The organism is Paenibacillus mesotrionivorans, from assembly GCF_046098205.1.
Classification (GTDB): Bacteria; Bacillota; Bacilli; order Paenibacillales; family NBRC-103111; genus Paenibacillus_AR; species Paenibacillus_AR mesotrionivorans.
On record NZ_JBJURJ010000008.1, the window covers coordinates 130,943 to 143,802 of the forward strand.

Annotated in this window: 13 protein-coding genes, 2 tRNA genes and 1 other annotated feature; of the genes, 5 read left to right on the plus strand and 10 right to left on the minus strand. The window is 54.5% G+C overall.

The genetic code is table 11. From position 1 onward, the window contains the following. Positions 1–128 precede the first annotated feature (128 nt). Complete coding sequence (gene gltX, locus ACI1P1_RS13835; protein ID WP_416216985.1) at positions 129–1,580, plus strand: glutamate--tRNA ligase; 1,452 nt, start codon at positions 129–131, stop codon at positions 1,578–1,580. A gap of 82 nt (positions 1,581–1,662) precedes the next feature. On the opposite strand, the gene ACI1P1_RS13840 is transcribed toward gltX, so the two are convergent. Next, positions 1,663–2,436, minus strand: a complete 774-nt coding sequence (locus tag ACI1P1_RS13840; RefSeq protein WP_416216986.1) for an N-acetylmuramoyl-L-alanine amidase — start codon at positions 2,434–2,436, stop codon at positions 1,663–1,665. A gap of 182 nt (positions 2,437–2,618) precedes the next feature. Between ACI1P1_RS13840 and ACI1P1_RS13845 the strand changes: the two genes are divergently transcribed. After that, positions 2,619–2,795, plus strand: coding sequence for an aspartyl-phosphate phosphatase Spo0E family protein (locus ACI1P1_RS13845; RefSeq protein ID WP_416216988.1), 177 nt, complete (start codon positions 2,619–2,621; stop codon positions 2,793–2,795). A gap of 72 nt (positions 2,796–2,867) precedes the next feature. Here ACI1P1_RS13845 and ACI1P1_RS13850 read toward each other — a convergent pair whose 3' ends face one another. Both ACI1P1_RS13850 and ACI1P1_RS13855 read right to left on the minus strand, forming a co-directional pair. Continuing rightward, on the minus strand, positions 2,868–3,077 hold the full coding sequence (locus ACI1P1_RS13850) for a hypothetical protein (RefSeq protein WP_416216989.1): 210 nt from the start codon (positions 3,075–3,077) through the stop codon (positions 2,868–2,870). Between the two features lie 264 nt (positions 3,078–3,341). Then, positions 3,342–3,995: a stalk domain-containing protein gene (locus tag ACI1P1_RS13855; RefSeq protein WP_416216990.1), complete on the minus strand. Its 654-nt coding sequence runs from the start codon at positions 3,993–3,995 to the stop codon at positions 3,342–3,344. Positions 3,996–4,138: 143 nt separating this feature from the next. Here ACI1P1_RS13855 and ACI1P1_RS13860 point away from each other — a divergent pair. After that, a tRNA-Thr gene (locus tag ACI1P1_RS13860) sits at positions 4,139–4,209 on the plus strand. Positions 4,210–4,490: 281 nt separating this feature from the next. Then, positions 4,491–4,704 (plus strand) — a binding site (T-box leader). Between the two features lie 71 nt (positions 4,705–4,775). Next, positions 4,776–6,659 (plus strand): arginine--tRNA ligase, encoded by a 1,884-nt coding sequence (locus tag ACI1P1_RS13865; RefSeq protein WP_416217139.1) that lies wholly within the window; start codon positions 4,776–4,778, stop codon positions 6,657–6,659. Positions 6,660–6,678: 19 nt separating this feature from the next. On the opposite strand, the gene ACI1P1_RS13870 is transcribed toward ACI1P1_RS13865, so the two are convergent. After that, positions 6,679–7,059: a GNAT family N-acetyltransferase gene (locus ACI1P1_RS13870; protein ID WP_416217140.1), complete on the minus strand. Its 381-nt coding sequence runs from the start codon at positions 7,057–7,059 to the stop codon at positions 6,679–6,681. A gap of 121 nt (positions 7,060–7,180) precedes the next feature. Further along, complete coding sequence (locus ACI1P1_RS13875) at positions 7,181–7,717, minus strand: divergent PAP2 family protein (RefSeq protein ID WP_416216991.1); 537 nt, start codon at positions 7,715–7,717, stop codon at positions 7,181–7,183. 170 nt (positions 7,718–7,887) lie between these two features. Here ACI1P1_RS13875 and ACI1P1_RS13880 point away from each other — a divergent pair, with 170 nt between their 5' ends. After that, positions 7,888–8,304 (plus strand): CBS domain-containing protein, encoded by a 417-nt coding sequence (locus ACI1P1_RS13880; RefSeq protein ID WP_416216992.1) that lies wholly within the window; start codon positions 7,888–7,890, stop codon positions 8,302–8,304. Between the two features lie 83 nt (positions 8,305–8,387). Here the strand turns inward: ACI1P1_RS13880 and ACI1P1_RS13885 are convergent, their stop codons facing one another. From ACI1P1_RS13885 to ACI1P1_RS13905, 5 genes are all read right to left on the minus strand, one after another. Beyond that, positions 8,388–9,629, minus strand: a complete 1,242-nt coding sequence (locus ACI1P1_RS13885) for an ArnT family glycosyltransferase (RefSeq protein ID WP_416216993.1) — start codon at positions 9,627–9,629, stop codon at positions 8,388–8,390. A 186-nt stretch (positions 9,630–9,815) separates the two neighbouring features. Beyond that, positions 9,816–10,160: a hypothetical protein gene (locus ACI1P1_RS13890; RefSeq protein WP_416216994.1), complete on the minus strand. Its 345-nt coding sequence runs from the start codon at positions 10,158–10,160 to the stop codon at positions 9,816–9,818. A 97-nt stretch (positions 10,161–10,257) separates the two neighbouring features. Beyond that, the gene (locus ACI1P1_RS13895; RefSeq protein WP_416216995.1) at positions 10,258–12,174 is read right to left on the minus strand and encodes a DUF2264 domain-containing protein; all 1,917 of its coding nucleotides are present in this window, start codon (positions 12,172–12,174) and stop codon (positions 10,258–10,260) included. A gap of 35 nt (positions 12,175–12,209) precedes the next feature. Continuing rightward, positions 12,210–12,374 carry a hypothetical protein gene (locus ACI1P1_RS13900; RefSeq protein WP_416216996.1) on the minus strand — a complete coding sequence of 55 codons (165 nt, stop codon included), beginning with the start codon at positions 12,372–12,374 and terminating at the stop codon, positions 12,210–12,212. Positions 12,375–12,540: 166 nt separating this feature from the next. Continuing rightward, a tRNA-Val gene (locus ACI1P1_RS13905) sits at positions 12,541–12,613 on the minus strand. Positions 12,614–12,860: the final 247 nt, after the last annotated feature.

Below are 12,860 nucleotides of genomic sequence, written 5' to 3' on the forward strand. Positions count from 1 at the left end.
AAAGCTCTCCCTTTTCACAGCCCTCCCGACAGGCCCCCAAACTCCCGGGGCATTGGCTTTATGCCGGCTTCCTGCTACAATATGGAGTAGCTTATAAACAAGATTCAAGAAGGAGCAGCCACGTAACCATGATGAACCCCATCGTAACCAGATTCGCACCCAGCCCAACCGGCTACATGCATATCGGCAACCTGAGAACCGCTCTATACGCCTATCTGCTGGCCAAGTCCAAAGGAGGCACCTTCATACTCCGGATCGAGGATACGGACCGTGAACGGCTGGTGGATCAAGCCGTCCAGGTCATCTATGATACCCTGAACCTGGCGGGATTGCACCACGATGAAGGCCCCGATATCGGCGGCAGCCGCGGGCCTTACGTGCAAAGCGAACGCAAAGACATTTACCTGGAGCATGCCCGCAAGCTGGTGGAGAACGGCCATGCGTACTATTGCTTCTGCGATAAAGAACGCCTCTCCTCTCTCCAAGGGGAAAACGGTGCAGGCGGCTATGACCGCCACTGCCGGAGCTTGTCCCAAGCCGAGGTGGAAGCCAAGCTGGCAGCCGGCCTGCCGTATGTCATCCGCCAAAAGAATCCTTTGACCGGCACAACCTCCTATACGGACACGGTATTCGGCGAAATCTCCATTGACAATGCGGAGCTTCAGGATGCAGTCCTGATCAAAGCCGACGGTTATCCTACATACAATCTGGCCAACGTAGTGGACGACCATCTGATGGATATTACCCATGTGGTCCGCGGCTCCGAGTATGTCACCTCCACCCCTCTGTATGTGCAGCTGTACAGCATGTTCGGCTGGGAAACGCCGATCTTCGTGCATCTGCCGCTCATTATGGGCCGGAATGAGGACGGCTCGGTGTCCAAGCTGTCCAAGCGCCACGGCTCCGTCAGCTTCCAGGATCTGGTGGAGGATGGATACCTGCCCGAGGCTATCATTAACTACATTGCGCTTCTGGGCTGGAGCCCGGGGAACACCAATGAAGAGTTCTTCAACCTGGAGGATCTGTCTCGTGTATTCAGTGTGGACACCATCAACAAGTCCCCGGCTGTATTCGACTACGACAAGCTTCTTTGGTTCAACAGCGCATACATCCGCAAGCTGCCCGTTGACGCCTTCCGTACCTTGGCCGCTCCTTACCTGGAGAAGGCCATTACGAAGCCGGAAATCAACAAGGACAAGCTGCTGACCCTGATCCAGTCCCGTCTGGAGAAGTTTTCCCAGATCCCGGAGATGGTCGCCTTCTTCGAAGCCATGCCGGAGCTGGATGTGGAGCTGTTCGTCAACAAGAAGAACAAGGTCACTGCCGAGCTGGCCAAGGAACTGCTCCCCACCATCATCGATTCGCTGGAATCGGCGGATGTTTGGGAGAATGATGCTCTGTTCGAGCGTCTGAAGAACCTGAGTGAAGCTGCCGGCATCAAAGCCGGAGCCCTGATGTGGGTAGCCCGTGTGGCCGTTTCCGGCCTGATGAACACACCTGGAGGCGCCACCGACATTCTGGAGATTATCGGCAAGGCCGAAGCCCTGAGCCGTCTGAAGGCAAGCCTGGCACGGCTGTAAGGAAAACACAACACGGCACCCCCTTAGGGAAATCCTTTCCCGGGAGGTGCCGTTTTTTCGTAGCGTGATAGACTTTGTTGCATTACCCGAGCAGGCCCTTGCGGTTTAGAATGGTCAGAAAACGGTAGAAATCAAAGGAGCCTCCCTGCGGGGTATCAATCAGCCCTTGGGCGACTGCTTTGTTTACAGCCTCCTGCGCCCATTCGGGTATGCCCGGAAGATGCTCCACAGCCTCCAGCGCCGCCACTCTCGCCTCCAACTGCGCCTTTTGCGCTTCCAATGCCGTTAAACGGGCAAGCAGCTCTTCCATCTCCTCATCTCCTATCTCCGGCTCAGCCAGGGTTTGGTACAGCCGGGCCCAAGGAAATTTCGGCCCCGGACAGTCCGGCTTCTGGACCGGATTGATTTGGTAATGCCCCAACACATGGTAGGTGTCCAGCGGAAAATCCCTCTGCCAGGTATCCCGGATGATCTTCCGGATATGCCGGTGCAGCCAGACGGAGGATTGGAACTGGGCTTCCGTCAAATCCCCATTCGTTCCTTCGTGTTCGATGGAGACGGTGTATAAGTTCGGATTCATATTCATATCATGCACGACTTGGGCTGTCGCTCTGGCAAATTGCGATTGCGGAATCCCGTTAGCCCAGGCCATCCGGTCCACAGCCACATATTGATGGATCCTGCCGTCCCGGGCTACCCCGAAATGGGCGGAGGAAACCTGGTTGCCGGGGTCGATAAACCAGTTGTCCATACTGCTCATGGTGCCTGTCGAGATGTGATTGACGATGACAAAAGGAACAATCCCGTTACGCGGGCTGGAGTTGGTATGCTGATTGCCTTTCCAGACGATGTCCATGCCGATCCCCCTCTCCGGCGTTTGATACAACCAGTCTATTCGGGCGCGGCCGGATTAGTCCGGGCTTTCCAACAACAACCGCTTGATCTGGCGGATATTTATCCGTTACAATTAATTAGCAGCTTACATAATCCAACAAATTACATTTGATCCAACAACGTTTCTTTCGTGGAGGACGACGCATGCAGCCTTTGCCCAACAGACTAGATGTTGAAATCTGCGAATTGAAAAAGCTGCTGGTCCATCTCGCCGAACAGAACCAGTTTAACCTTCTGGATCCCCGGGTGCTTGCCCTGAGCCAGCGTCTGGATATTCTGATTGTACAGGAGATGAAACGGCAGCGGTTAGGCATTACATAGAATTCCATAAGGTTCCGACTCGTGTATGCCGCCTGCTAGGCGGTTTATTTTTGTCTCCAAGGGAGGGGCCGGCTACTTGTAGCCTTTACCCCGGGTCAGAATGCAGGGCACCCCGATGCCGACGGAGCCGGGCTCATTCATGTGCTCCACATACCGTAACCCGCGGGAGCAAGGGGTTTTGCAGGACCGGCAGGTATCGGAGGTGACTACCTTCATATTGAAGCGGTTCCGGTCGAGACTTGAGGGCGGGTCATTCTTTTTGACGGTTTTGTTTTTGGACATGCTTATCCACCGACCTTTCATAGGGGTGCCTTCACGAGGCGCTCGCGTAGAATACAATATGCCCGCCCGCGGCCGGTGGTTCAAAAGTGCGCCTAAAAAAATCCGCCTGCATTTCCCAAAATGGGAGACGCAGGCGGATGTGTGGCAGTGCGGAGTAGCTACGGTTTCTGGTTTTGTTAGGCTAAATCAATTTTCCATGATATCATCCGCACCGCTTAGATGTTTATAACAGAAACGTTTTTACACAGATTTTGCATGTTACGATCAGTTAAAGAGCTTTCTCATTGCTGTGAATGTTTCGGAATGCTTGTCACTAAAAACAGTACCCAATTTGACTTCATATATATAAAATATATCTTCCCTATTTCCATCAGACTGGACTAATACCATCCTCCCTGGTTTCCCGGTCTTCTCGTTTGTATAATCGATACTTTGGACTAATTTCGGCGACTTGCGAATATCGGCTTCAGTTGGAACACTCATAGCTCCTAAAGTGAATATAGACTGCATTTCAGGGTGAATGTAATCCTTCACAAACTGCTGCTTTGCCGACAGATCAGTACCGTTGATATACACATCAATATATTTCATGACCATCTCGTTCTCGCTCAGGCTGACCACCTCCGTCTTGCTCTCACCAAGAGCAACCGTTTGAGTGTCCCCCTTCCACTCCACAGGCAATCCCGCGGCTTCCGCTACAGCCCGAACCGGTAGGTAGGTGCTGCCGTTATAGGTGATCGGATAGAGTGTGCTGCCATCGCTGTCCTTAGGCGTCCACTTTTCGCCGTGCAGGGTAATGGATACTCCCTTGTTCAAATAGGCTTGAATTTCTTCCAGATTGGAGGCCGCGACAGCTCCGATGGACATGGATACAAACGAAACCGCAGTAATCATTCCTGCAAAGGCGATCTTCTTCATTTAAACCTCTCCTTGGTAGTTTGGTAGGTACATTCTACCAGTTATGAGGTTTCATAGGCAATTTAAATAACCGCCGAAATTTTTTGATAACCCCATTGAAAAATGGGATTTGTTGTACTATAATTCTTTTTGCCGTTGTTTTTGCCGAGTTAGTTAAATGGCATAACAGTGCACTCGTAATGCACAATTAGCAGTTCGATTCTGCTACTCGGCATAAAACCCTTGATTATCAAGGGTTTTTTCTATACTATGTATGATTTTTCGAGCATAATTGCCGGGGATAGGGCCAATCAAGGATGTTGTATATGATTTTTCAAGCTTAATCCGGTGTATGGGGCTGGGAGTGGGGTTTTATATATGATTTTTCATATACAATGGCCGACTTCGGGAGGCTACCGGTAATTTATAATTGGTTTTTCGAGTACGCATTCCGATAAAGTCCCACCCGGGGTCTTGCGGCGAGCGATGGCAGCTGCTATAATGGGTCCAATATTTTCAATATCTGTGAAATGGAAGAGTAGCATTCGGGCAGGTAGTCCCAGCGAGCCGGAGATGGTGGAACCCGGTACGCCTCCCTCATGCGAACGGGCCCATGAGATGGATTCCTTCAGAAGAATCCCGGTAAAACCGTTATCTTTGTCCGAGTGGCTTCCCGTAAGCGGGAGGCAATAAGAGTGGTACCGCGAATGCGTCAGCTTTCGTCTCTTTGATGAGACGGAGGCTTTTTTTGTTTTACGCAGAAACGAGAATGGAACCAATTGTGGAGGTGGCGGCATGGGCATGTTGGGTCAAAAGGTCAGAGCGTCTGTGGAAAATGGGGTAAGGGAGCTGCTGCGGGAAGCCGGAGACGGGAGCGTGGGCAGTGCTGGAGAGCTGCGGCTTACTGTAGAGCAGCCGGGACAGCTGCGGCATGGGGATTATGCAACCAACGCTCCCCTCCAGTTGGCCAAGCGGCTGCGCCTTCCCCCGATGAAGCTGGCGGAGGAGCTGGCCAGACTCCTGCGGCTGGACCCGTGGCTTGGCCGTATGATGGCCCGGATTGAAACCGCGCCTCCCGGGTTTGTCAACTTCTATGTGGATTGGCGGGAATGGGCCGGCTCCTCCTTCACCCTCCCCCCTGCCCCGTCCGGGAAAGTGATTATTGAACACACCAGTATAAACCCTAACAAAAGCGCGCACATTGGCCACCTCCGCAACTCCTGCATCGGGGATACCCTGGGCAGATTGTTAAAGCGGCTGGGTTACCAGGTGGAGATCCACAACTACATCGACGACTTGGGCAACCAGTTGGCAGATACGATGGTGGGACTTCTCCAGCTTCCCATGGAGGGTACGCAGCAGCGCTTCGGCGATTACTGCTGGGACCTGTATGCGGCGATAAACCGCAGGTATCAGGAGAAGCCAGGGCTTACGGAGGAGCGGAGCCGTGTGCTCCATGCACTGGAAGAAGGCGGGAATAATCTTGCATGGCTGGGAGCCGTAACCGCAGAGCGGATTGTGAAGGAGCATCTGGAGGAAATGGCCGGTTTTCAAATCGGTTACGATCTTCTGGTGTGGGAGAGTAATATTGTGCGGGAGGGCTTCTGGGATGCGGCAGCCCAATTGCTGGAGACGACGGGGCTTTTTGTTCGGGTGGAGGAAGGCATGCTTGCAGGCTGTTGGATTCTGAAGCAGCATGAGGGGGAAAGTGCAACAGAAGCAGAGACGGAGTTTGTGGCCGACAAGGTGCTGGTACGCTCCAACGGTATTCTGACCTATACGGCCAAGGACATTGCCTACCACCTGTGGAAGTTCGGTCTACTGGGACGGAATTTCCGGTACCAGCACTGGAACGCCCCGGTTTGGACCACGGCGGCGGAAGGTGCGGGAGACCTGCCCTTCGGAAGCGGCGAGATGGTCATTAACGTCATCGACCAGCGCCAGGAATATCCGCAGGCGGTGGTGAAGCAGGCGCTGGCCGCTCTTGGTTTTCATAAGCAGGCGGACAACCTCCACCATGTGGCTTACGGCGTGGTTTCGCTAAGCCCAGCTTCAGCGGCCGAGCTGGGGGTGGACACCAGTGCGGGGAAACCCTCCTACGCTATGTCAGGCAGACAGGGCATCGGTATCCGCAATCAGACCCTGCTCACCCGGATGGAGGAGATTATCCGCAACAAGCAAGAGGACCAAAACGGAGTCTCCAGCAAGGTGCTGGCTGCTGCCGCAATCCGTTATTACCTGCTGCGCTACAGCTTGCAGACGGAGGTCGTATTTGATCTGGATCAGGCGACGGAGGTCACTGGCAATACAGGCATCTACCTGATGTATGCTTATGCCCGCTCCTGTAAGGTTCTCCACAAAGCAAAAGAAGCCTCCGGCGTCACTGCGTTCGCAGTACCGGAAAGCTTCCCGCTGCTTGCGGAGGAGGAGCACGGGCTGCTGCGCCACCTGTCCGGCTGGCAGGAAACTCTTGCCGCGGCAGGAGCCGAGCTGGCGCCTCAGTTGATTGCCCATTATGCCCATGAACTGGCGACGCTGTTTAACCAATTTTATGCCCGCTGCCACATTCTGAAGGCTGGTGAGGAATCGCTGCTCCAATTCCGCTTGTGGCTGACGGACCGTACCAGGCAGACCCTGGGAGACAGCTTCCAGGTGCTTGGCCTGCCCGCTCCCGAGAGGATGTAAAGGGATAACCGGGACTTATTTACAGCTCCTTCTGCATCCGCACATGGAGAATACCTGCATCCAGGAAAGGCTCCGTGGAAACCGTAACATAACCCAGCTTATTATAAAAACCCTCGGCCTGGCACTGGCCGTCCAGGATGGTCCGCTTCATTCCGGCTTGGCGTGCACTGTCCTCCAGCGCCTCCATCAACAGGCGTCCCGTGCCGCCGCCGCGGTATTCCTTCATCACTGCAACCCGCTGGAGCTTGGCGGTGCCATCCTCATATACCTTCCAGCGGCCGGTGGCAGCAGGCTTGTCTCCATCATATAAAAGCACATGATGGCAAGCCTGCGGGGAAACATCATATTCGTCCAGTTCCTCATCAGCGGGAACCTGCTGCTCGTCAACGAATACCTTCATGCGGATGGCCAGGCAGGCATCCAGCTCCTGGCGGGTTGTAACTGGGATAATGGTCACGGATCATCAGGCTCCTATCTATTCTTTAAGATAGGAATCATCATAGCTTGCTTGATCCCATCCGTCAAACCCCGATCCGCTTCCGGGCCCATGAGAGCCAATCCTTCGCGGCCCCTTGGACAACCGCCGCAGGCTTAGCCCTTCCCCATTCACTGAAAAAGCTGGCAACTCCGATACCAATCCCGAGAGCAGTCCCGGCAGCCACCTCGATAGGCATATGACCCAGTCTCTCCTCCAGCTCTGCTGCAGGGCGCTTGCGGCGTATGCCTGGAGGCCGGCGACCGGATAGCACCTCTACCCGCTGTCCCAGGGCATTCACCTCTACGGCGATTTCTCCGGCATGCCGCCGCACTCCCATGGCGTCCGCCATCACGATCAGGCCATAAAGGGCGCTGATGGCGAATTCCATGGAATGGGTTCCTTTTTTGAGGGCGGTATAAGTTGCAAGCGAAGCCGCACCTGCGGAGTGGGAGCTGGGCATCCCGCCGGATTCAGTAAGCGCAGACCATTTCCATTGCCCTGTATTGGCAAACGATATGGGCACCTTCAGCAGCTGCGCGGCGCCTACGCTTAAGAGAGCCGTTCCCAAAGCACGATTCATCCGTCCGTCCACTCCTCTTTTGGTAAGCTTTTTGCCTTATTAGGATAAGCGGGCTGAGATTTTCTATGCGGTTAAGTGAACGGGACATTCCGGCAAAGTACCATCCTCCGGCAACTTCTGGTACAATGGGAGAGGGACTGATAATTGTTCTGATAAGGAGTCAGCCAAACATGAATATTGCTTTTTTTCTTTTGCCTAAGCAGGAGGTCGTCTGTTTGTCCACCCACTCCACCCTCCGCCAGACGTTGGAGAAGATGGAATTCCACCGCTATACCGCTGTGCCGATTCTCAAGGAAAACGGCGCTTATGCCGGTACAGTGACAGAGGGTGACCTGCTTTGGTTCTTCAAATCCAAGCAAGACCTGAACTTCGAAACCGCCCACCACTTCACCCTGGACGATGTGCCGCTGCGCACCAAGCATGAAACCGTGCGGATCGATTCCAATATGGAGGATCTGCTTCGCCTGGCCAAGGTCCAGAACTTCGTTCCCGTTGTGGATGACAACGGAATTTTTATCGGGATTGTGCGGCGCGGCGAGATTATTGAGTATTCAGCCAAAAGCCTTTTGAACAACAGTGTAAAATAACGATGTATGCTTGAAAAAAGCAACAAAAGCCATCCCCAGTCCTCCGGCATCCGGAGCGGGGGTGGCTTTTTATATAGGAAAAACTACTCCTGGGCGGTCCGTCTCAAGGTGGGCCATAACAGCCTGCCGCGAGCCGCAACGGCGGCAGTTAACTGGGCGGCTGCTCCAGCTACCCCCAGCATTAGGAAAGGAAGCATCCCGTACAAGTAGCGGTCCACCGGAATAAACACTTGATGCACCCCCCAAAATACCGCCAAACCGGCCAGCAGATACCCGTAAGCCCCCCTGCCCCGCGGCGCCATCACCGGCAGCACGGCCAACCCGGAATATACCAATACGAAGTGCAGCTTATTGAGCAGGTAGAAGTACCACTCCGGTACGGAGAAGGGATAGGAGCCCACCCAGAGTGTCCGGAAGAACACGTGGAACTTGCCCACTGTAAACCACCCGATCCACAGCAGCGGGTCCTGGATTAGCCCCTCCCGTATTCTCCTTAGGCCCTCCTGGAACTGCCCCTCTTCCCCGATGGTTTCCCAGTCGATGGTTCCCCGGAAGTAAGGATCCGTTCCGCCCAGGAACGGATTGCCCGCTTCTCCCTTGGCGATAGGGATAAACTCATGGAAGGTGACCCAGTTTCGCACCCACCAGGGAAGCATGAGAATGCCGAAGGAGATAGCGCCACGAAGAATCATGGCCCAGGGAAGACTCCGATTTTTGATCCACAAAAGCAGGTAAGGCACTACCGCCAAAGGCAGCACATTGGGACGGATCAGCACCGTCACAGCCAGCACCGCCCCCGCCAAAATATGGTCTATCCCCCGGTTCTCCTGGATGATCCGCACCTGCAGGAATAGCAGCACGGAAAACGACGAAAGAAAAATGACTTCCGTCAAAATTAGCGAGGCGGACCAGACGTAAGAGGGATAAATGGCTGCAAAAAGTGCGGCCAGCAGTCCCGCCCCCGGCGTAAACAGCCTGCTGCCTGTGCGGAATATGAACCAGATGGCAATCAACGCAATAAAGCATTGAAGCTCTCTAACCAGCATCAGCGTATTTTCCGGCTGCTCATACCCGAACATCCGAAACATCAGTGCGAGAAATGCAGGAAACCCCGGTGTTACCAAGGTATTGGGGACCGTATCCCGATAGGCGTAAACGCCTGTCTCCAACCATTGCAGAGCCATCTTGGTGTAATTCAGCTGATCCCACTCCAACGGCTCCAATTGACCATTTCGCAGAAAATGCAGACGCAAGTACAAGGCCAATCCCAAAACTGGGACCATCAGAATCTCCGGAATACGGCGGGAATTAGCTAACAGCTTCATGCGGTACGCTCCTTTCCGGTGTGGTTTCATGTGGGGAAACCCCGACCTTATCCACTATTCCCGCGTCCCGGAAGGGTTAAACCTGTGTGAAGGCTTAAAGGCCAGCACAAAAACACCCCGTCCCCCTTAAGATGGCTCGAAGCCTTCACAAAGGGTACAAGGGTGTAAAGGGGATTCTTGGGCCGATCAAAAAAGCGGCCTGTTGCCGTAAAGCATTCTCCGTTCATCCCCCAGCTTCCGCAGCTTCGCCTGGTAGGCGGCCGTTTCGGATGGCTCCATGGGTATGCCGATAAACTGGCATACCCGCTCCTCCTCAAAATGCTCCGAATCTATGTAGACGGCCTCCGGCTGATCATCCTCCGGATGAAACAATATCCTGATCTCCCAAGCGCCTCTCACCCGCGCCTGCTCGTACCAGTTGTACCGGAGAGCCAATCGGCAGGTATAGTATCTGTCCCTAAACAATATACCCTCCGGTGTGATCTGTGCTGTCGCCGCCTTCAATTGCTCCTGCTTTCCATTCCCGCTCATACTGCTTGCGCACTCCTTCTGCTTTCGGCCTCCTGCCGGATAAGCCGTATCCTTCACAACCATACTCATCCATTCTAGCAGGAGGTGGGGTTTGCAGTCAGCGGGAATTAGTGGAAAAGCTCCACAGAACCGTCCCGTTCTCCCGATCCAGAACCTGATAGCCATCCCCGTTTTCCCGGAAAACCGGAGGTGTGCTCCAGGAGGCTTGCCCTTCCCCTTCGTCCGGTGTACCCAGAACGGCAGCAGCTAACCAATGCTCGCCCTTCGGGTAAGTACCATGGAGAGTAGGCAGCACTGTACGCGGAAACATCAGGTTGGTATTGGCCTCACAGGGAATAATCTCCGCTGTACGCGCGCCCCGGAGATCTACAATACCGCTAACTCCCCAGCTGAAGGAAGCCACTGCATCATGAGCTTCGGTGAGCAGCTTCCGGCCTGCCTCCTCCGCCACACGGTCCTCCCACCTAATGGCAAAACCTCCCTCTGCACCAGTCAGATCCCGGCCATTCAACAGCCGGTGTACCCGGATATGCCAATTACCTGCGGGAATCAGCCAGGTTTCCACCGTCACATCGGACCACGGCTTCCAGCGGGAGTAGATCCATTTGTCCTCCACACGGACTTCCTCGCATCTTTGCCGGACCTTATACCAGTCATCCCCCTCACTTAACGCAAGCATGGAGTCATATGCACCTTGGCCTAAACCCGTATGTCCTTTGGGCACGCTGAAAGCAAAAGCATTGGAATAAGCGAACTTGGCGTATTTGGCAGAGGTATGGGCAGGCTGGAATCCGGCGTATTGGCCTGAGGTCAGAGCTGTCACATGATTGCCGGTATGGCTGACCAGCATCCGTGCGTGCTTTTGCACAGACAGAGGAGCAAGAGCGGGAAGCGGCTTTTCCTCCGCCTGCCATAACGGATGCTCTTCCCCCAGAGCCAGCGGCAAAAATGCCTTAAAGGCCCAATACGGGGACCCCGGCGCATTATAGCCCTCGGCCATAATCAGATTGGGATAAGCATACCCGATAGACAGCACGCCGTCGGAAGTAAAGATGGGCTGCTGGAACCACCAGCGCAGATTGCGCAGCAGGAGCCCCTTCACAACGCCCCAATCCAGCACGTCCACTCCCGCGTAAGCCAAGGCCCCCCAGAAGCCTGCTTGTGCGAAGCGGTAGGTCAGACTGCGGCCATACGCCAAGGCGGACCCATCCTCTGCAAACCAATAGATGAAATCCCGGGCAAACTGTGCGGCACTATCCTTATATACTTGGCACCGCTCCGGATCCTCCTTGTCCATCATGCCGGCATAGATCAGGCCATAAAAATGCATGGCAAACGGTACGTAATAATCCCGTTGATCCGTGGCCCCGTCGGAGTACCAGCCATCCCCCAAATAAAAGGTATCCAGAAGCGCAAGCGCCCCGTCTACGGATTCCTGGCTGTATTCGCCTCCCGCCCGTTTCAGGCCGAGATTCGCCAACACAATGAAGAACCGCCAGTTGTTCGGCGGCAGATCGAACCGGTTGATCTGGAGGAGCCACCGGGTGAGATTGTTCCGTTCCTTCTCCGTCAGCGGTCCCCAAATCCGGTCCGGGCACAGGCACAAGGCCAGACCGATGGCCGCCATTTCCACAAAACGCTGATCCACATGGCCGGTATCCCCCCAGTATTCCTCATGCTCCGGGTCGGTGCCATGGCGGATGCCTTCCACATATGTATGCCACAGGTCGGAATCCCCGCCGCCGACTGCCAGAGGCACAAGCCCCCACAACGGACGGGCAAATGCCTCCATCTGAGCGGTCCGTTCCTCGTATACCGCTCCCGTATTGCCGAGCCGGAGCAAGGCTCCGCCCTTGCTGTAATAGGGCTTCAGCGGCTCCGTCAGCTGCCGGACCGCCTCCTGGACATCCGCTCGGGTACGGAGCGGATTCTTCGTGATGGGCAGATCATACTTGATCATGGATTTGCTATGCTCCTTCTTGCGCGCCCCCTCCGGGCTGTCCGCGGCGCTCATACAAAAGGCAGCCCTTTCGGGCTGCCCCTTGCAACTTACGCGCTTATGTTTTCCAGCCACTGGGCTTTGGTTTGCGGCTCCTTGCCTTCCTTCTCACAATCCTTTACATACATCTGGTACAAGGTGTCCATGTAATCCTCCGGCAGCTCTACGGGAATATCGCAGGCAATGCCGTCTCCGCAACAATTATGGGTTTTCATACATATACGCCTCCTTGGATACCTCTATTTTACCCCATTCCATGCAATCCTGCATCATCTGAAGCAATTGTGAACATAATGTCACATCTTGGGTCAAATCCCAAGGAAAAAGGGTCTGATGTTTCCTCCTGTTGAGGAACCCATCAAACCCTTTCCATATCTATAGTGACCTGCAGTGGGCTCGAACCACTGACCCCCACCCTGTCAAGATGGTGCTCTCCCAGCTGAGCTAGCAAGTCATATGCAATGTTATGGTAATTGAATTTTACCAAGACTGCCTACAGCTGTCAACCGTTTTTGGAAAGGGTTTCAAGCCCCAATAACGGAAGCATTTTTCCGTTATTCCACCCGGAACCGGCTAACCAGGCGTGATAAGGGCAGACCGTTTCCGCTATTTCCTAAGGTTCTATTCTGAATCAGCGAGGAAGCAGGGAATAACGGAAACCCGATTCCGTTATTCCTTCAACAGGTGCCGGCATGAACGCA